The organism is Streptomyces durocortorensis (genome assembly GCF_016901035.1).
Classification (GTDB): domain Bacteria; phylum Actinomycetota; class Actinomycetes; order Streptomycetales; family Streptomycetaceae; genus Streptomyces; species Streptomyces durocortorensis.
In genome coordinates, this window is sequence record NZ_JAFEUF010000050.1 from 1 (window position 1) to 18,126 (window position 18,126).

At 70.9% G+C, this 18,126-nt stretch carries 16 protein-coding genes; 7 read left to right on the forward strand and 9 right to left on the reverse strand.

From position 1 onward, the window contains the following. Positions 1–100: 100 nt before the first annotated feature. Positions 101–715 carry a 30S ribosomal protein S4 gene (gene rpsD / locus JS521_RS12880; protein WP_205082969.1) on the reverse strand — a complete coding sequence of 205 codons (615 nt, stop codon included), beginning with the start codon at positions 713–715 and terminating at the stop codon, positions 101–103. A gap of 191 nt (positions 716–906) precedes the next feature. Between rpsD and JS521_RS12885 the strand changes: the two genes are divergently transcribed. Further along, a complete protein-coding gene (locus tag JS521_RS12885; protein ID WP_205082971.1) occupies positions 907–1,608 on the forward strand; it encodes a DUF2470 domain-containing protein in 702 nt (233 codons plus the stop codon). Between the two features lie 18 nt (positions 1,609–1,626). Here JS521_RS12885 and JS521_RS12890 read toward each other — a convergent pair whose 3' ends face one another. Both JS521_RS12890 and JS521_RS12895 read right to left on the reverse strand, forming a co-directional pair. Next, entirely contained in the window at positions 1,627–2,994 is a 1,368-nt protein-coding gene (locus JS521_RS12890) for a replication-associated recombination protein A (protein WP_205082972.1), read from the reverse strand. Positions 2,995–3,049: 55 nt separating this feature from the next. Next, a complete protein-coding gene (locus tag JS521_RS12895) occupies positions 3,050–3,688 on the reverse strand; it encodes a vitamin K epoxide reductase family protein (protein ID WP_205082974.1) in 639 nt (212 codons plus the stop codon). 136 nt (positions 3,689–3,824) lie between these two features. On the opposite strand from JS521_RS12895, the gene JS521_RS12900 reads away from it, so the two are divergent. From JS521_RS12900 to JS521_RS12915, 4 genes are read left to right on the forward strand one after another with little or no spacing between them, the layout of a single operon-like run. Further along, positions 3,825–4,682, forward strand: coding sequence for an ABC transporter ATP-binding protein (locus JS521_RS12900; protein ID WP_205082975.1), 858 nt, complete (start codon positions 3,825–3,827; stop codon positions 4,680–4,682). Further along, the gene (locus tag JS521_RS12905) at positions 4,679–5,500 is read left to right on the forward strand and encodes an ABC transporter permease (protein WP_205082977.1); all 822 of its coding nucleotides are present in this window, start codon (positions 4,679–4,681) and stop codon (positions 5,498–5,500) included. Before JS521_RS12900 ends, JS521_RS12905 begins: the two co-directional genes overlap by 4 nt. Continuing rightward, positions 5,458–6,738 carry a sensor histidine kinase gene (locus tag JS521_RS12910; RefSeq protein WP_205082978.1) on the forward strand — a complete coding sequence of 427 codons (1,281 nt, stop codon included), beginning with the start codon at positions 5,458–5,460 and terminating at the stop codon, positions 6,736–6,738. Before JS521_RS12905 ends, JS521_RS12910 begins: the two co-directional genes overlap by 43 nt. Beyond that, positions 6,735–7,355, forward strand: a complete 621-nt coding sequence (locus JS521_RS12915; protein ID WP_205082980.1) for a response regulator — start codon at positions 6,735–6,737, stop codon at positions 7,353–7,355. The genes JS521_RS12910 and JS521_RS12915 overlap by 4 nt, the downstream gene beginning before the upstream one ends. A 63-nt stretch (positions 7,356–7,418) precedes the next feature. Here JS521_RS12915 and hisS read toward each other — a convergent pair whose 3' ends face one another. Beyond that, positions 7,419–8,681, reverse strand: a complete 1,263-nt coding sequence (gene hisS / locus JS521_RS12920) for a histidine--tRNA ligase (protein ID WP_205082981.1) — start codon at positions 8,679–8,681, stop codon at positions 7,419–7,421. A 17-nt stretch (positions 8,682–8,698) separates the two neighbouring features. Beyond that, positions 8,699–9,388, reverse strand: coding sequence for an MBL fold metallo-hydrolase (locus JS521_RS12925; protein ID WP_205082983.1), 690 nt, complete (start codon positions 9,386–9,388; stop codon positions 8,699–8,701). A 149-nt stretch (positions 9,389–9,537) separates the two neighbouring features. On the opposite strand from JS521_RS12925, the gene JS521_RS12930 reads away from it, so the two are divergent. Together JS521_RS12930 and JS521_RS12935 are read left to right on the forward strand one after the other, a co-directional pair. Next, the gene (locus JS521_RS12930) at positions 9,538–10,335 is read left to right on the forward strand and encodes a peptidylprolyl isomerase (RefSeq protein WP_205082985.1); all 798 of its coding nucleotides are present in this window, start codon (positions 9,538–9,540) and stop codon (positions 10,333–10,335) included. A gap of 214 nt (positions 10,336–10,549) precedes the next feature. Next, positions 10,550–11,779, forward strand: coding sequence for a DUF349 domain-containing protein (locus JS521_RS12935; protein WP_205082986.1), 1,230 nt, complete (start codon positions 10,550–10,552; stop codon positions 11,777–11,779). Positions 11,780–11,839: 60 nt separating this feature from the next. On the opposite strand, the gene JS521_RS12940 is transcribed toward JS521_RS12935, so the two are convergent. From JS521_RS12940 to secD, 4 genes are all read right to left on the reverse strand, one after another. After that, complete coding sequence (locus JS521_RS12940; RefSeq protein WP_307847859.1) at positions 11,840–14,122, reverse strand: RelA/SpoT family protein; 2,283 nt, start codon at positions 14,120–14,122, stop codon at positions 11,840–11,842. 348 nt (positions 14,123–14,470) lie between these two features. Then, positions 14,471–15,022, reverse strand: coding sequence for an adenine phosphoribosyltransferase (locus JS521_RS12945; RefSeq protein WP_205082989.1), 552 nt, complete (start codon positions 15,020–15,022; stop codon positions 14,471–14,473). 3 nt (positions 15,023–15,025) lie between these two features. Then, positions 15,026–16,108, reverse strand: coding sequence for a protein translocase subunit SecF (secF, locus tag JS521_RS12950; protein ID WP_205082991.1), 1,083 nt, complete (start codon positions 16,106–16,108; stop codon positions 15,026–15,028). A 1-nt stretch (position 16,109) separates the two neighbouring features. Next, positions 16,110–17,900, reverse strand: coding sequence for a protein translocase subunit SecD (gene secD / locus JS521_RS12955; protein ID WP_205082992.1), 1,791 nt, complete (start codon positions 17,898–17,900; stop codon positions 16,110–16,112). Positions 17,901–18,126 lie beyond the last annotated feature (226 nt).

Sequence of the window (18,126 nt, forward strand, 5' to 3'; positions counted from 1 at the left end):
TCTTTTGTCAGGGGGGCTGGTGGGGACCGGCCGGGGGGGGCGGGGGCGGGGGCGGGGGGGGGGGGGGGCCGGAGCGCTGGTGAGAGCGGCTACGCCTGGATCAGCGGGCGTAGTACTCGACGACGAGCTGCTCGTCGCAGATCACCGGGATCTCCTTGCGGTTCGGGTCCCGGTCCAGGCGGAAGGCCAGGGCCTTCAGGTTCACCTGGAGGTAGCGCGGGGTCTCACCGTCGGTGTCGTAGCCACCCTCGCGGGCCACCTGGAAGGGGACCTTGGAGCGGCTGCGCTCGCGGACCTGGATGACGTCGTCGGGGCGCACGCGGAAGGACGGCTTGTCGACCTTGCCGCCGTTGACCTCGATGTGGCCGTGGACGACCATCTGACGGGCCTGGTAGATGGTGCGGGCGATGCCCGAACGCAGGACCAGGGCGTCGAGGCGGCGCTCGAGCTCGACGACCAGCGCCTCGCCCGTCTTGCCTTCGGCCTTCTTGGCGCGGTCGTAGGCGCGCGCCATCTGGCGCTCGCTGATGTCGTACTGCGCACGCAGGCGCTGCTTCTCCAGCAGACGGACCTTGTAGTCCGAGTTCTGCTTGCGGCCACGGCCGTGCTCGCCCGGCGGGTACGGACGAGCTTCGAAGTACTTGACAGCCTTGGGCGTCAGGGCGATGCCGAGGGCACGCGACTTCTTGACCTTGGGACGCGACTGGTTAGGCACGTTCTCCAGACCTCCGTTGTAGGTTAGGTTAGGCTTACCTTACTCAAGGAGATCGCATGTCTCGCCCTGGGAACACCACTCACGTCACGGACAGCACAGACAGCGGCAGCACCTCAGAGGAGGATGCTGCTACGACGGAAGGCCGATCAGATCGTGGTCAGCCGCGTCCCAGCGGGCTAGAAAACACTCGGATGCCGTCAGCAGCCGAGCGCACACGAACTCTCGTACAGAGTACCTGCTCCGCGCTGCTCGTCGTACCGGGGCTCGATCTGGCCCGTGCGGAGCCCCTGATCCCGGACAGCCGGAGCGTGGGGCCCGAGGGTGACCTGTTCCTCGAATTCCCCGCGGATTCCCCGGCAGTCCGGGCCGCGACGCACGCGCAGGGCGACGAGCTGACCGCCGTGCTGGAGCTCTCGGACGTCGCCCCGGTCTCCGTACCGCACCGGATCCGCGGCCGCGCGTGGGTCTCCGGCTGGCTCACCTCCGTACCCGGCGTCGCCGAGCCCGGCCGGATGATGCTGCGCCTGGAGTTCGGCGAGGCGTACGTGGACGACCTCTGGGGCGCCGAGGACATCGAGCCGGAGGACTTCCGCGACGCGGCCCCCGACCCGCTGGTCCACCACGAGGCGGAGCTGCTCCAGCATCTGGCCTCCGCCCACGACGAGCAGATGCGCACCCTGTGCGGTCTGCTGGGCGAGCGCACCGCGCGGGCCTGCGCGCCCGGGCAGCCGAGCGCCGTGCCCGTGGCACTGGACCGCTTCGGGCTGCGGGTCCGCTTCGTCGAGAGCAAGGACGCGTGCTTCGACGCCCGCTTCGAGTTCCCCGAGCCCGTGCGGGACGTCACCGAGCTGCGTCGCGCCATGCACACCCTTTTCGAGGCGGCCGCGTCCTGATCCGGCGGTCCGAGGGCCCTACGACGGCTCCGTGCCCTCGCCGGCGCGACCGAGGCGCTCGCGGACGCGCTCGACGACGTCCGCGTACCGTGCCTCGGCGCCGTAGCGGGTGGGGGTGTAGTACTGCCGGTCGCGGACCGCGTCCGGGGCGTACTGCTGGGCGGCGATGCCGCCCTGCACGTCGTGCGGATAGACATAGCCCTGGGCGTGGCCGAGCTTGGCGGCGCCCTTGTAGTGGCCGTCGCGCAGATGGGCCGGGACCGGTCCGGCGAGCCCTCGGCGCACGTCGTCCTGCGCGGCGGAGATCGCCAGCGTCGCCGCGTTGGACTTGGGGGCGAGCGCCAGCGCGATGGTGGCGTGGCTGAGGGTGAGCGCCGCCTCCGGGAAACCGATCATGGCCACCGCCTGGGCGGCGGCCACGGCGGTCGGCAGCGCGGTGGGATCGGCCAGGCCGATGTCCTCGCTGGCCGAGATCATCAGCCGTCGCGCGATGAACCGCGGGTCCTCCCCCGCCTCGATCATCCGGGCCAGATAGTGCAGAGCGGCGTCCACGTCGGAGCCGCGGATCGACTTGATGAGCGCGCTGGCCACGTCGTAGTGCTGGTCGCCGTCACGGTCGTACTTCACGGCGGCGCGGTCGACGGTCGCCTCGACCGTCTCCAGCGTGATCTCCGCCTCGTGCGTGGCGATGGCCGCACCGGCCGCCGCCTCCAGTGCGGTGAGAGCCCGGCGCGCGTCGCCGCCGGCGATCCGCAGCAGATGCGCCTCGGCGTCCTCGGGCAGGGTGACCGCCCCGCCGAGCCCCCGCTCCTCGGTCAGCGCCCGGCGCAGCAGGGAGCGCAGGTCGTCGTCGGTCAGCGGCTCCAGGGTGAGCAGCAGCGAGCGCGAGAGCAGCGGGGAGATGATCGAGAAGTACGGATTCTCCGTGGTGGCGGCGATGAGCGTCACCCAGCGGTTCTCCACGGCGGGCAGCAGGGAGTCCTGCTGGGCCTTGGAGAAGCGGTGGATCTCGTCCAGGAAGAGGACGGTCTCCTTGCCGAAGCCACCGGTGGCGCGGCGCGCGCTCTCGATGACGGCCCGGACCTCCTTGACGCCTGCGGTGATCGCGGAGAGCTCGACGAACCGCTTGTTGGTGGCCTTGCTGACCACGTACGCCAGGGTCGTCTTGCCGGTGCCGGGCGGGCCCCACAGGATGACGGACGACGCCCCCGCCGGACCGCCCCCGTCACCGACGAGGCGGCGCAGGGGCGAGCCCGGCTTCAGCAGATGCTGCTGGCCGACGACCTCGTCGAGGATGCGCGGACGCATCCGGACAGCGAGGGGGCTGCTGGACGGGTCCTTCTCCTGGCGGTCTTCGGCGGCTGCGGTAAAGAGGTCGGGCTCCACGTCACGAAGCCTATGCGACCCCACTGACAACCCCACCAGGGGCGGGTCCGGCGGCTCAGCTGGTCCAGAAGTCCCACCAGCGGGTCAGGATCAGCATGCCGATGATCCCGATCCACATCACCGGGAGCACCCAGGGGAACTCGGTGAGCCCGTTCCGCAGCCAGGCCGGGGCCGGGAGGACGCGGTTCTTGACGTTGTGCGTGGTCACGTAGCAGAACATGATGATGGTGGCGACCCAGGCCAGGCAGCACCACAGGCAGAGCGAGTTGATGTTGTACAGCGACTGGTACTGCAGCCAGGTGCAGAAGCCGACGCCGAACAGCGTCCCTGCGTTCAGCCCGAGCCAGAACCAGCTGCGGTAGCGGGCGCCGGCCAGCAGGCCCATGCCGATCGCGATGACCATGCCGTACGTCACCAGACCCAGCATCGGGTTGGGGAACCCGAAGGCGGCGGCCTGCTCGCTCTTCATGATGTTGCCGCACGCGACGACGGGGTTGAGGCTGCACCCGGGGGTGAAGGAGGGGTCCTCCAGCAGCTTGAACTTGTCGAGCGTGATGACCCAGGAGGCCAGCAGACCGGCCGCGCCGGTGATCACCAGGAGCAGGGCGAGACCGCGTCCGGCCCCGAAGGCGCGCTTGCGGCCGCCCTCGTCCTGATCGGAGGAGAGGTCGTGGTCTACCGCTGCAGTCGTCATATCGCCGTTCCGTCACCGAGTGGTCAGCCGGGCAAGGTCATTGTGCCGCACCCCCGTACGGGTCAACCGTTCGATGGACATAAAGGTGTACGTCCGGTGGGCAGCGCGTCGCCGGCCCCGCGGAATGCTCGGAATCATGACGGAACTCGTGGTGAACGTGCGCGGACTGCGCAAGCGGTACGGCGGTGTGACCGCACTGGACGGCCTGGACCTGGGCATCCGGCGTGGTGAGGTGTGCGGACTGCTCGGTCCGAACGGTGCCGGGAAGAGCACCTGCGTGGGGGTGCTCCAGGGACAGCGGGACCGGGACGCCGGGAGCGTGGAGGTCCTCGGCGCCGATCCGGCGACGGCCGACCGCCGTCAACGGTCCCGGGTCGGGATCGTCTGGCAGGATGAATCCGCCCCCGCCGAGTTGACGGTACGGGAGACGGTCCGGCACTTCGCGCGCTACTACCCGCGCCCGCGCGACCCCGACGAGACCATCGCCCTCGTCGGCCTGGAGGCGAAGTCGGGATCCCGGACCAAGGCCCTCTCGGGAGGTCAGCGGCGGCGTCTCGACGTGGCGCTCGGCGTGATCGGCTCCCCCGAACTCCTCCTGCTCGACGAGCCGACCACCGGGTTCGACCCGGCCGCCCGGCGGCGGTTCTGGGAGCTGATCCGGCTGCTCGCGGACGACGGCACCACCATCCTCCTCACCACGCACTACCTGGAGGAGGCCGAGGCGCTCGCCGACCGGCTCGTCGTCGTCGCGGCGGGCACCGCCGTCGCCGAGGGGAGCCCCGGGGAACTGCGGTCCCGGTTCGGCGGCGGGGCGACCGTCGCGTGGACGGAGCCCGACGGCTCCCCGCGCTCGGAGGAGACCGCGACCCCGACCCGTACGGTCACCGCGCTCGCCGCCCGCTTCGACGGCGAGGTCCCGGGACTGCGGGTCACCCGGCCCACCCTGGAGGACGTGTATCTGCGGCTCACCGGGCAGTCGGAGGCGGCCCGATGACCGCGCGGTCCGGGGCCGGGCTTCCCGGTGCGTGGGGACTGGGCCTGCTGCGCGGCGGTCTGGAGCTGAAGCAGTTCTTCCGCCAACGCGACCAGGTCGTCTTCGCCCTCGCCTTCCCGGTCGTCTTCCTGGTGCTGTTCGCCTCGATCTTCGGCGGGGACGTGGCGGGCACGGACACCCCCGTCTCCCAGCTCTACGTGGCCGCGATGCTCGGGGCGGGCATCATGGCGACCAGCTTCCAGTCGCTCGGCATCTCCATCGCCATCGAGCGCGACGAGCGCCTGCTGCGCCGGCTGATCTCCACGCCGATGCCACCCGCCGCGTACTTCCTGGGAAAGGTGTGGCTGGTCCTGGTCACCGGGATCCTGGAGGCGGCCGTCCTGTTGGCGGTCGGGGTGAGCCTGTTCGATCTCGGCCTGCCCGGGGACGTGGCCACCTGGCTGACGTTCGGCTGGATCTTCCTGCTCGGTACGGCCTCCTGCGCGCTGCTCGGCATCGCGATCAGCAGCCTGCCCCGGTCGGGGCGGAGTGCGGGATCGGTGGTCATCCTGCCGTTCCTGGTGCTCCAGTTCATCTCCGGCGTCTACATCCCGGCGAGCGAACTCCCTGACTGGATGCTGAACATCGGTGCCCTGTTCCCGCTGAAGTGGATGTGCCAGGGCTTTCGCGGGGTCTTCCTGCCCGAGTCCGCAGCCGTGCTGGAGCAGGCGGGCGGCTGGGAGTTCGGCCGGATCGCCCTGGTGCTGGGCACGTGGTGCATCGGAGGATTGCTGCTGTGTCTGCTGACGTTTCGCTGGAAGAGCCGGCGCGACGGCTGACCGGGGCGGACGGGGCTCGCGACTCCGACGTCTGGGTGCGGTCGCTGCGCCCCTGGGACGGGTATTTCGCCGTCGTCTGGGGGGTCACCCTCGCCGTGGTGCTGGGGGCGGCCCAACCGGCCTGGCCGCTCCGCGCGGTGGCCGGGTCGATCGTGGCGCTGAACCTGCCGTGGTACGTCCTGGTGGGCCGCCGGGCCGTGCTGGACGAATCCGGGGACGAGGGCCCCGCCCGCCGCTATGTGGTGGGGGCGATGCTGCTGTTCCTGCCCACGGCGATGCTGGTCCACGAGACCCAGCTGGTCACGTTCGCCCTGGCCCCGCAGTGCTTCATGCTGCTGCGGCTGCGGAGCGCGCTGTGGGTGCTGGGCATCATGGGCGCGGTGCCGTTCGTCGGCTCGACGCTGCTCTGGCGGCCCTCGGCGGGCGAGGCGGTCTTCCGGCTGCTGCTGGCGGTGGCGACGTTCGCGTTCAGCGCGTTCCTGGGGCAGTGGACGATGCGGATCATCGCCCAGAGCCGGGACCGGGCCGCGCTGATCGCCGAGCTGGAGGCGGGCCGGGAGGAGATCGCCCGGCTGTCGGCGGCCCATGGTGCGCTGGCGGAGCGGGAGCGGATGTCGCGGGAGATCCACGACACGCTCGCCCAGGGCTTCACCAGCCTCCTGATGCTCTCCCAGGCCGTCGAGTCCGAGCTGGAGCACGATCTGCCGCAGGCCCGGCGGCATGTGGCCCTGATGACGCGGACCGCCCGGGAGAACCTCGCCGAGGCGCGGGCTCTGGTGGCCGGGGGCTCCCCCGCCGATCTGGCCGGCACCTCGCTGGTGGACGCGGTGCGCCGGCTGACCGACCGGCACTCCGCGCAGACCGGGGCCCCGGCGCGGCTGGAGGTGGCCGGTGAGGTGACACCGCTGCCGACCGCGTACGAGGTCGTCGCCCTGCGCGCCTGCCAGGAGGCCCTCGCCAACACCCGTAAACACGCGGGCCCGTCCGTACCGGTGACCGTCGTGCTGACGTACGCCTCCGACTCCCTCGGCCTGTCCGTACGGGACGAGGGGTGCGGCTTCGATCCCCGGGCGCCGCGCGAGGGCTACGGTCTGGACGGGGTACGGGCCAGGGCCGAGGAGGCGGGCGGGGGCGCGGAGGTCCGGAGCACCCCGGGGGCGGGGGCCTCGGTGACCGTGACCCTGCCGCTGCCCGCGACCGTCCCGCCTGCGGGCGCCTCACGAAGGAGTACCCGATGATCCGAGTCCTGCTGGCCGACGACCACCCCGTCGTACGGGAGGGGCTGCGCGGGATGCTGCAGGCCGAGCCGGACCTCGATGTGGTGGGCGAGGCGTCCAGCGGTCCACGCGCCGAGGCGCTCTGCGCCGAGCTGCTGCCGGACATCGTGCTGATGGACCTGCGGATGCCGGGCGGCGGGGGCGTCGAGTCGATCCGCCGGATCCGGGCGGCGGGGCTGCCGTGCCGGGTCGTCGTGCTGACCACGTACGAGAGCGACGGCGACATCCTGCGGGCGGTGGAGGCCGGGGCGTCGGGCTATCTGCTCAAGGACCTGGGGCGGGCGGAGCTGGCGGACGCGATCCGGGCGGCCGCGCGGGGCGAGACCGTGCTGGCGCCGACGGTGGCGACCCGGCTGGTGGACCAGTTGCGCGGGGTGCCGGAGCTGCCCCGGCTCTCGGAGCGCGAGACGCAGGTGCTGCGGCTGGTGGCGGAGGGGTGCACCAACGCGGAGATCGGGCGGCGGCTGTTCATCGGCGAGTCGACGGTGAAGACCCATCTGCTGCGGGTCTTCGGGAAGCTGGGCGTCAGCGACCGGACGGCGGCGGTCACGGGAGCCATGCGTCACGGGCTGCTGTGAAACGCACGGGGCGGGGGGTCCGGGACCTGAGGTCCCGCCGCCCGCGCCCCGCTCACGGTTCCGTCAGCCGAGCCGCTTCGCCAGCTCCGCCGGGACCTCGGCCAGCGGCACCGCGCTCTGCTCGCCGGACTCCATGTCCTTGAGCTGGACGGCGCCCTCGGCGAGGTCGCGCTCGCCCGCGACCAGGGTGTATCGGGCGCCCGAGCGGTTGGCGCTCTTCATCGCGCCCTTCAGGCCGCGGCCGCCGAACGCGAAGTCCGCGGCGATCCCCGCGCGGCGCAGCTCGGTGACGACGCCGAACAGCACCCGGCGGGCCTCCTCGCCGAGCGGGACCGCGTAGACGCTGGTGGTGGCGGGCAGGTCGAGCTCGACGCCCTCGGCCTCCAGCGCGAGGACCGTGCGGTCGACGCCGAGCGCCCAGCCGACGGACGGCAGCTCGGGGCCGCCGATCATCTCGGAGAGGCCGTCGTAGCGGCCGCCGCCGCCCACCGCGGACTGCGAGCCGAGACCGTCGTGGACGAACTCGAAGGTCGTCCGGGTGTAGTAGTCGAGGCCGCGCACCAGCTTCTCGTCGTCCTCGAACACCACCCCGGCCGCCGTGATCAGGGCGCGGACCTCTTCGTGGTACGCCTTGCACGCGTCGCACAGGTAGTCGCGGAGCTTCGGGGCGTCGGTCAGCTGCTTCTGGACGTCGGCCCGCTTGTCGTCCAGGACGCGCAGCGGGTTGATCTCGATGCGGCGGCGGGTCTCCTCGTCGAGGTCCAGGTCGCGCAGGAAGGTCTGGAGCGCCTCGCGGTAGACCGGGCGGCACTCCTTGTCGCCCAGCGAGTTCAGCAGGATGCGGAACTGCCGCAGGCCGAGCGCGCGGTACGCCTGGTCGGCGAGGATGATCAGCTCGGCGTCCAGGGCCGGGTCCTCGGTGCCGATGGCCTCGGCACCGACCTGCGAGAAGTGGCGGTAGCGGCCCGCCTGCGGGCGCTCGTAGCGGTAGTACGAGCCGGAGTACCAGAGCTTGACGGGGAGGTTGCCCGCCTTGTGGAGGTTGGCCTCCAGGGCCGCGCGCAGGACGGACGCGGTGCCCTCGGGGCGCAGCGCCAGCTGGTCGCCGCCCTTGGTGGTGAGGGTGTACATCTCCTTGGTGACGATGTCGGTGGACTCACCGACACCGCGTGCGAACAGCTCGACGTTCTCGAAGCCGGGCGTCTCGATGTAGCCGTAGCCGGAGTCGCGCAGGGGCGCGGAGATGGCCTCGCGCACCGCCAGGAACGTCGCGGAACGGGGCGGGGTCAGGTCGTACGTGCCCTTGGGGGCCTGAAAGGTGCTCACGTGTATACGTCTCTCGTCTACAGTCCTCGGCGCGGCGCGGCGTCCAGCCCGTTCATGAACGGGTTCGTGGCGCGCTCGCGGCCGATGGTCGTCTGGGGGCCGTGGCCGGACAGCACCACGGTCGAGTCGTCGAGCGGCAGGCACACACGGGCCAGCGAGCTCAGCAGCTCGGCGTGGTCGCCGCCGGGCAGGTCGGTGCGTCCGACGGAGCCGGCGAAGAGCAGGTCGCCCGAGAAGAGGACCGGCGGAATGTCCGCGGCCTCGGGCATCCCGAACGTCACCGACCCCTTGGTATGGCCGGGCGCGTGCGAGACGCCGAACTCCAGACCGGCCAGGGTCAGCTTCGCCCCGTCGGTCAGCTCCTTGACGTCGTCCGGCTCCCCCACGGTCAGCTCGCCCATGAGCGGCATCCCGATGGAGCGGCCCAGGGCCTTCTCCGGGTCGCTCATCATGTAGCGGTCCTCGGGGTGGATCCAGGCGGGGACGTCATGGGCGCCGCAGACGGGGACGACCGAGGCGACGTGGTCGATGTGGCCGTGGGTGAGGACGACGGCGACGGGCTTGAGCCGATGCTTCTTCAGCGCTTCCTCGACGCCCTGGGCGGCCTGGTGGCCCGGGTCGATGATCACGCACTCCTCACCGGCGGCGGGGGCGACCAGATAGCAATTGGTCCCCCAGGCCCCGGCGGGGAACCCGGCAATGAGCACGATCGTCCTTAATGTTCGGCGGAGGATGCGGCCGCGGCACGAGGATGCGGCAGATCAGAGCCTACCGGCGCTCCTCATGACACAGGTAACCCATATACGGTACGGGCAACTCAGGCCCTCATCTCACGACGTAACAAGGAGCCCCACCGGTGTCCAGCAGCGAACAGCGGCGACGGCAGCTCGCCCGGGAAAAGTTCGAGCGCCAGCAGAAGCGCCGGGAGGAGGCCCGCCGCAGGACGCGGCGCGTCACCGCGATCGTCGCCGCCTCGGTGGCCGTGGTCGCCGTCGTGGGCGTGAGCGCGTTCGTCGTGGCGGGCAAGGACGACGGCAAGGACAAGAAGACCGACGCGGCGGCGAGCCAGAGCCCCGCTCCGGAGCCTTCGGAGAGCGAGAGCGAGAGCAAGGCCCCGCTCCCCGCGATGAAGATCGACAAGAAGGCGAAGTACACGATGTCGCTCACGACGAGCCAGGGCGACATCGGGTTCTCGATGGACGCGGCGAAGACCCCGCAGACCGTGAACTCCTTCAAGGCGCTCGCCGACAAGGGCTACTTCGACGAGACCAAATGCCACCGGCTGACCACCCAGGGCATCTTCGTGCTCCAGTGCGGCGACCCCAAGGGCGACGGCACGGGCGGTCCGGGCTACAACATCCCGGACGAGAACCTGGACGCGCTCGGCAAGGCGGGCGGCGAAGGCACGGTCGTCTACCCGCCGGGCACGGTGGCGATGGCCAATACCGGCCAGCCGAACTCCGGCGGCAGCCAGTTCTTCCTGGTCTACAAGGAGACGAAGCTCCCGCCCACCTACACCCCGTTCGGCACGATGGACGACGCCTCGCTGAAGGCCGTCCAGAAGGTCGGCGAGGCCGGCGTCGAGGGCGGTGCGGGCGACGGTGCCCCGAAGAAGGCCGTGACCGTCGAGAAGGCGACCGTCGAGAAGAGCTGAACCGGCGGGACGGCGACCGGCCCCGGGCGGCCACCGGCGATGCGGCGGCCCGCCCCGGACCTGAGCGGAGAATTTCAGCCGCGCTGAGTGCGGACAGCCAGGTGGCCGGTCGCCTAGATTGGCGTTGTGCAGGGCGGGCGAGGCCCGCCCCAGGAAACTGTGGACGATGCCCGGGGGGCGAACCCCCTCGCAGGCATCAGGTGGAGGAGGCGCTGTGAGCAGCGACCCGTGGGGCCGCGTCGACGAGACGGGCACCGTGTACGTGCGTACAGCCGAGGGCGAGCAGGTCGTCGGATCGTGGCAGGCCGGTTCCCCCGAGGAGGCTCTGGCCTATTTCGAGCGCAAGTACGACGGCATTGTGGTCGAGATCGGCCTCCTCGAACGGCGGGTGAAGACCACCGACCTGTCGGCGAAGGACGCGACGACGGCCATCGACCATCTGCGGCAGCAGGTGGACGAGCACCACGCGGTGGGCGACCTGGACGCGCTGCGCAAGCGGCTGGACGCGCTCGTCGCGACGGTCGAGGCGCGGCGCGAGGAGCGCAAGGTCCTCAAGGCCAAGCAGACCGACGAGGCCAAGCAGGCCAAGCAGGCGCTGGTCGCCGAGGCGGAGGAGCTGGCGCAGAGCGAGCAGTGGCGCTCCGCCGGTGAGCGGCTGCGGGCGCTGGTGGACACCTGGAAGGGTCTCCCCCGCCTCGACCGCAAGTCGGACGACGAGCTGTGGCACCGCTTCTCGCACGCCCGCTCGGCGTTCTCCAAGCGGCGCAAGGCCCACTTCGCCGCGCTGGACGCCCAGCGCGAGGACGCCCGCAAGGCCAAGGAGAAGCTGGTCACCGAGGCCGAGTCGCTGTCCGGCTCCACGGACTGGGTGACCACGGCCGCGCGCTACCGCGACCTGATGACCGAGTGGAAGGCGGCGGGCCGAGCGCAGCGCGAGGCCGAGGACGATCTGTGGAACCGTTTCCGCGGTGCCCAGGACGTCTTCTTCGCCGCCCGCAGCGAGGTCTTCGCGGAGCGGGACGCCGAGCAGGGCGAGAACCTCAAGCTCAAGGAGGAGCTCGCCGCCGAGGCCGAGAAGCTGGTGCCGGTGAAGGACCTGAAGGCGGCCCGCGCCGCGTTCCGGTCCATCAACGAGCGCTGGGAGGCCATCGGCCACGTACCGCGTGACGCCCGTCCGAAGGTCGAGGGCCGGATGCAGGCGGTGGAGCGGGCGCTCCTGGAGTCCGAGGAGTCCGAGTGGCGCCGGACGAACCCGGAGGCGCGGGCCCGCGCCGCGGGTCTGACCGGTCAGCTCCAGGCCGCCGTGGACAAGCTGCGCGGCCAGATCGACACCGCGCGCGCCCAGGGCAACAACGCCCGCGCGGACAAGCTGGCCAAGGAGCTGGAGGGTCGGCAGGCGCTGCTGGACCAGGCACTGAAGGGCCTGGAGGAGTTCGGCGGCTGAGAAGCCGGTAAGCGGGAGGCCCCGGTACGCGACGCGTACCGGGGCCTCCTCGTGTCTCCGCTACGGCCTGCGGGCCGAGGTGACGCGGTAGACGTCGTAGACGCCCTCCACGCCGCGTACGGCCTTCAGGACGTGGCCCAGGTGCTTGGGGTCGCCCATCTCGAAGGTGAAGCGCGAGGTGGCCACCCGGTCGCGGGACGTCTGGACGGCCGCCGACAGGATGTTGACGTGCTGGTCGGAGAGGATCCGGGTGACGTCGGAGAGCAGCCGGGAGCGGTCCAGCGCCTCGACCTGGATGGCGACCAGGAAGACGGAGGACTGGGTGGGCGCCCACTCGACCTCGAGGATGCGCTCGGGCTGCTGCGAGAGCGACTCCACGTTGACGCAGTCCGCGCGGTGCACGGAGACGCCGCTGCCCCGGGTGACGAAGCCGATGATCGGGTCGCCGGGGACGGGCGTGCAGCAGCGGGCGAGCTTGACCCAGACGTCCTCGACGCCCTTGACGACGACGCCCGGGTCGGCGTTGGCGCGGCGCTTGCTGCGGCCGCCGTGCGAGGGCGGGGTGGACTCGGCGATGTCCTCGTTGGCCTCGTCGTGGCCGCCGAGGGCCTGCACCAGCTTCTGGACGACACCGGCCGCCGCGACATGGCCCTCGCCGATCGCCGCGTACAGCGAGGAGATGTCGGGGTAGCGCATCTCGTGGGCGAGGGTGACCAGGGAGTCGCCGGTCAGGATGCGCTGGATCGGCAGGTTCTGCTTGCGCATGGCGCGCGCGATGGCGTCCTTGCCCTGCTCGATTGCCTCGTCGCGGCGCTCCTTGGAGAACCAGGCGCGGATCTTGTTGCGGGCGCGCGGTGACTTGACGAAGCCGAGCCAGTCACGGGAGGGTCCGGCACCGGCCGCCTTGGAGGTGAAGACCTCGACCAGGTCGCCGTTGTCGAGCGTCGATTCGAGCGGGACGAGCCGCCCGTTGACGCGTGCTCCTATGGTCCGGTGGCCGACCTCGGTGTGGACGGCGTACGCGAAGTCGACGGGGGTCGCGCCGGCGGGCAGCGCTATGACGTCGCCCTTCGGCGTGAAGACGAAGACCTCGTTGCGCGAGAGGTCGAAGCGCAGGGACTCCAGGAACTCGCCCGGGTCCTCGGTCTCCTTCTGCCAGTCCAGGAGCTGGCGCAGCCACGCCATGTCGTTCACCGTGTCCTGGCCGCGCCCGGTGTTCTTGGGGACGTCGGTACGGACCTTGGAGGCGCCCGCCACGGCTTCCTGCTTGTACTTCCAGTGGGCGGCGATGCCGTACTCGGCGCGGCGGTGCATGTCGAACGTACGGATCTGGAGCTCGACGGGCTTGCCGCTGGGGCCGATCACCGTGGTGTGCAGCGACTGGTACATGTTGAACTTGGGCATCGCGATGTAGTCCTTGAACCGCCCGGGCACCGGGTTCCACCGGGCGTGGACGGTGCCGAGCGCCGCGTAGCAGTCGCGGACCGTGTCGACGAGGACGCGGATGCCCACCAGGTCGTAGATCTCGGCGAAGTCGCGGCCTCGCACGATCATCTTCTGGTAGACGCTGTAGTAGTGCTTCGGGCGGCCGGTGACGGTGGCCTTGATGCGGGCGGCGCGCAGGTCGGCCTGGACCTCGTCGGTCACTATGGCGAGGTACTCGTCGCGCTTGGGGGCCCGCTCGGCGACGAGCCGGACGATCTCGTCGTACATCTTGGGGTAGAGGATCGCGAAGGCGAGGTCCTCCAGCTCCCACTTGATGGTGTTCATGCCCAGCCGGTGCGCCAGCGGGGCGTAGATCTCCAGCGTCTCGCGGGCCTTCTTCTCCTGCTTCTCCCGCTTGAGGTAGCGCATGGTGCGCATGTTGTGCAGGCGGTCGGCGAGCTTGATGACCAGGACCCGGGGGTCCTTGGCCATGGCGACGACCATCTTGCGTACGGTCTCGGCCTGGGCGGCCTCGCCGAACTTGACCTTGTCCAGCTTGGTGACGCCGTCGACGAGCAGGGCGACCTGGTCGCCGAAGTCGCGCTTGAGGGTGTCCAGGCCGTACTCGGTGTCCTCGACGGTGTCGTGGAGCAGGCCCGCCATCAGCGTCGCCGGGTCCATGCCCAGCTCGGCGAGGATCGTGGTGACGGCCAGCGGGTGGGTGATGTAGGGGTCGCCGCTCTTGCGCTTCTGGCCGCGGTGCCAGCGCTCGGCGACCTGGTAGGCCTTCTCGATCTGGCGGAGCGTGGCCGTCTCGATCTTGGGGTCGTTGCCCCGGACCGTACGCAGGAGGGGTTCCAGGACCGGGTTGTACGGGCTGGAGCGCTGTACGCCCAGCCGGGCGAGGCGGGCCCGCACCCGGTTGGAGGAGCCGCCTGAGCGGGAGGCGGAGCCGGTGGCGGCCCCGGCCTTCGCGGAGGGCCCGGGGGGCGCGGGCTTCGGCGCGTTCGAGGGCGCGGCCTTCTGCGGCGTGGCGGGGGCCGCCACGGGCTTGTCGGGCTGCGGGGCGGCGGCTGACTGGGCCTCGTCTGGCAAGAGCGCTCCTCGTGCGGATCCGGGTTACCCGGGAGCCCATGGTATCGATCCCCCGGCGGGACCTCGCCCGGGGACGGTGGGAGCCTGCACAACGAGGGATGGGCACCCGGTGTTCCCGGGTGCCCATCCTGTGGTGTCCTCGGTGCCCGTCGCCGGGCGGTGGCCTGCGGATCAGACCGTGATCAGGGCCTCCAGCGGGGTGCCGGCGAGGCCCGGCTCCAGGCGGGCGCGGCCCGCGAGGAAGCCGAGCTCCATGAGGACCGCGACGCCCGCGACCTGGGCGCCGGCCCGCCGGATGAGGTCCAGCGAGGCCTCGGCGGTGCCGCCGGTGGCCAGGACGTCGTCGATGACCATGACGCGGTCCCCGGCGTCGAGGTCCTCGGCGTGGATCTCGATCTCCGCGCTGCCGTACTCCAGCTCGTAGGTCTGGCTCAGCGTGGCTCCGGGGAGCTTCCCGGCCTTGCGGACCGGGACGAAGCCGATGCCCGCCCGGACCGCGACGGGCGCGGCCAGGATGAAGCCGCGCGCCTCCAGGCCGACGATCTTCGTGGCGCCGTGCCGTACGCACAGCTCCGCGAGGGCGTCGGTGAGCGCCGTGAAGGCGACCGGATCCGCGAGCAGCGGGGTGATGTCCTTGAACACCACGCCCGGCTTCGGGTAGTCCGCGACATCGCGGATCCGGCTGAGCAGCAGCTCCCTGGTGGATTCGGTGGTGCTCGTCATCGCTCAGCGCTTCCCGGGGGTGCGGTGCGACCGGGGGCGGCCGATCGCCGTGCCCGCGGTCTCCGCGTCGTCGCGCGGGCCCTCGGGGCCGTCGTCGGGGGACTCGCCCTTGGCGGCCGCGGCGGCCCGCTTGGCCAGGACCCGCTTCTTCAGCGCCTTCATCTGCGGGTCGCGTTCCTTGAGGTCGGCGACGAGCGGCGTGGCGATGAAGATCGAGGAGTAGGCACCGGCGGCGAGACCGACGAACAGCGACAGCGAGATGTCGTTCAGCATGCCCGCGCCGAGGACGCCGCCACCGATGAACAGCAGACCGGCCACCGGCAGCAGCGCCACGACGGTGGTGTTGATGGAGCGGACCAGGGTGCTGTTGATCGACCGGTTGGCGATCTCGCTGTACGTGAAGCGGGTCTGCTTGGTGATGTCCTTCTGGCCCTCCTTGAGGCTGTCGAAGACCACCACCGTGTCGTACAGGGAGTAACCGAGAATGGTCAGCAGACCGATCACCGTGCCCGGGGTGACCTCGAAGCCGACCAGTGCGTAGACGCCGACCGTGATGGTGATGTCGTGGATCAGCGCGATGAGGGCGGCGACGGCCATCCGCCACTCGAAGGCGATGGCCAGATAGATCACCACCAGGATCATGAAGACCCCGAGACCGGTCCACGCCTTGTTGGCGATCTGCTCACCCCAGCTGGGGCCGACCAGGTCCGCGTTGATGTCGTTCGCGGGGATGCCGAGCTCGTCGGAGAGGGTCTCCTTGATCTCGTTGGCCTTCGCGGTGTCGACCTCGGTGATCTGGATGCGCAGACCGCCGTTGCCGAGCTCCTGGACGATCGCCATGTGGCCGGAGGCCTCGGTCGCCACGTCCGTGGCCTGGGAGGTGGAGATCTGGGCCTTGGTGTCGGTCGTGAAGACCGCGCCGCCCTTGAACTCGATGCCCATGCGGAGGCCGCCGACCGCCACGCCGATGATGGCCGTGATGGTGATCAGTATCGAGACGCCGTACCAGATCTTGCGGTTGCGGATGAAGTCGTAGCCGACCTCGCCGCGGTAGAGCCGGGCGCCGAGATTGCCGAGTCGCGACATCTCACGCCTCCTTCGGTTCGGTGGGGGCGTTGACACGGCGCGAACGGCGCAGCGGCGGCTGGGCGCCGAGCCGCTTCGGGTCCAGCCCGGACCACGGGCCGCCCTTGGAGAAGAACTTCGTCCGGCCCATGAGCGTCATCAGGGGCTTGGTGAAGAGGAACACCACGACGACGTCGAGCAGGGTGGTGAGGCCGAGCGTGAAGGCGAAGCCCTGCACCTTGCCGACGGTGACGATGAAGAGCACCGCGGCGGCCAGGAACGACACGAAGTCGGAGACCAGGATGGTGCGGCGGGCGCGCGGCCAGGCGCGCTCGATGGCCGGTCGCAGCGTGCGTCCTTCGCGGATCTCGTCTCTGACGCGTTCGAAGTAGACGATGAAGGAGTCCGCTGTGATGCCGATGGCGACGATGGCGCCGCAGACCGCCGGGAGGTTCAGCGCGAAGCCGATGGCCGGGCCCAGCAAGGCCATGATCGTGTACGTCAGGATGCCGGAGACCAGCAGGCTGAGCAGCGCGATGAACGCGAGACCCCGGTAGTAGACGACCAGGTAGATGATGACCAGCGCCAGACCGATGGCGCCGGCGATCAGACCCGCCTGGAGCTGCTCGCTGCCGAGCGCGGCGGTCACCGTGGTGACGCTGACCTCCTTGAAGGTCAGCGGCAGTGCGCCGTAGGAGAGGATGTTGCCGAGGTCCTCGGCCGACTGCTGGTCGAAGCTGCCGGAGATCTGGGCGTTCTTGCTGAGCGCGGTGCGCACCGAGGGGGCGGAGACGACCTCGCCGTCGAGGACGATCGCGAACTGGTTCATCGGCGGCTGCTGCTGCGAGAGCCGGCCGGTGATCGTCTGGAACTTCTTGGCGCCGGCGGAGGTGAACTCCATCGACACGATCCACTGGCCGGACTGCTGGTCGATGGCGCCCTTGGCGTCGTCGACGTCGCTGCCGGAGACCTCGGCGGGGCCGAGGATGTACTTCTCGTAGCTGCCCGGGACGTTCGAGCCGCAGGCGACGATCGAATCGGTCGGCTTGGCGTTCTGGCCGGCCTCCGTCCGCTGCTTCGGGTCGGTGCAGTCGAGCTTGGCGAACTCCTCCTGGAGCTTGGCCGTGGCCGGGTCCGCGGAGGGCGAGGCCTCGGGGGAATCGGACGGCTTCGGCTTGTCGGTGGCGCCGGGGGTCGGGTCGTCCTTGGTCAGGGCTCCGGTGACAGCACGGCCCTGGGTGGTGGCGCTCGCCGAGGGGGTGGCCTCCGTACCGGTGGCTTCCTCACCCTCGGGCTTGTCCTCGCCCTTGGCCTTGTCCTCGCCCTCCGCGGACTCGCCGGGCTTCGGGGTGGCGCCGGTGGAGGGAGTCTCCGAACCGGAGGGGTTGGGCGCCTCGGGGCCGCTCGCCTGCACCGTCAGAACAGGCCGGAAGTAGAGCTGGGCGGTGGTGCCGACCTGCTCCTGGGCCTGCTTGGAGTTCGTCCCCTTGGGGATGTTGACGATGATGTTCTTGTTGCCCTGGGTCTGGACCTCGGCCTCGGAGACGCCCAGACCGTTGACACGCCGCTCGATGATCCCGACCGCGGTGTCCATGTTGGTCTGGTTGATCGCGTTCGGCTTGCCGGGCTGGTTCTGCGCTTCCAGCGTGATCGACGTCCCGCCGGCGAGGTCGATGCCCAGCCGGGGTGTGGTGTGCCCGGACAGGAACAACCCGCCGGTGAGCGCGACCATGGCGATGAGGATCAGAGCCAGGGCACGCCCCGGCCTGCCCTGACCGCCGGACGGCCCTCGGCCCTTCTTGGGTGCTGCCACCTTCTCGTTTCTCCCTGTCCAACCGCCCCGCGCCGGGTACGCGCCCGAGCGGCCACGAAGTGTAGTGGGGACCTGCCCCCGCAGACGACCGCACGTTCCCGGGGTCGTGAGAACTACTTGGAGTCGGCGTCGCCGTCGGGGTTGCCCTCGCCCGTGGGGGGCGTGGCGGGCTTGACGTCCGTGGGCGTGGCGTGCGCGGGCTCGGGGTCGTCGGGCGCGGGGGGCG

Coding starts and splice junctions, on each gene's coding strand:
- JS521_RS12885 (WP_205082971.1), top strand. CDS start 907: ATGCCGTCAGCAGCCGAGCGCACACGAACTCTCGTACAGAGTACCTGC.
- JS521_RS12895 (WP_205082974.1), bottom strand. CDS start 3,688: ATGACGACTGCAGCGGTAGACCACGACCTCTCCTCCGATCAGGACGAG.
- JS521_RS12900 (WP_205082975.1), top strand. CDS start 3,825: ATGACGGAACTCGTGGTGAACGTGCGCGGACTGCGCAAGCGGTACGGC.
- JS521_RS12905 (WP_205082977.1), top strand. CDS start 4,679: ATGACCGCGCGGTCCGGGGCCGGGCTTCCCGGTGCGTGGGGACTGGGC.
- JS521_RS12915 (WP_205082980.1), top strand. CDS start 6,735: ATGATCCGAGTCCTGCTGGCCGACGACCACCCCGTCGTACGGGAGGGG.
- JS521_RS12945 (WP_205082989.1), bottom strand. CDS start 15,022: ATGACGAGCACCACCGAATCCACCAGGGAGCTGCTGCTCAGCCGGATC.
- secF (WP_205082991.1), bottom strand. CDS start 16,108: ATGTCGCGACTCGGCAATCTCGGCGCCCGGCTCTACCGCGGCGAGGTC.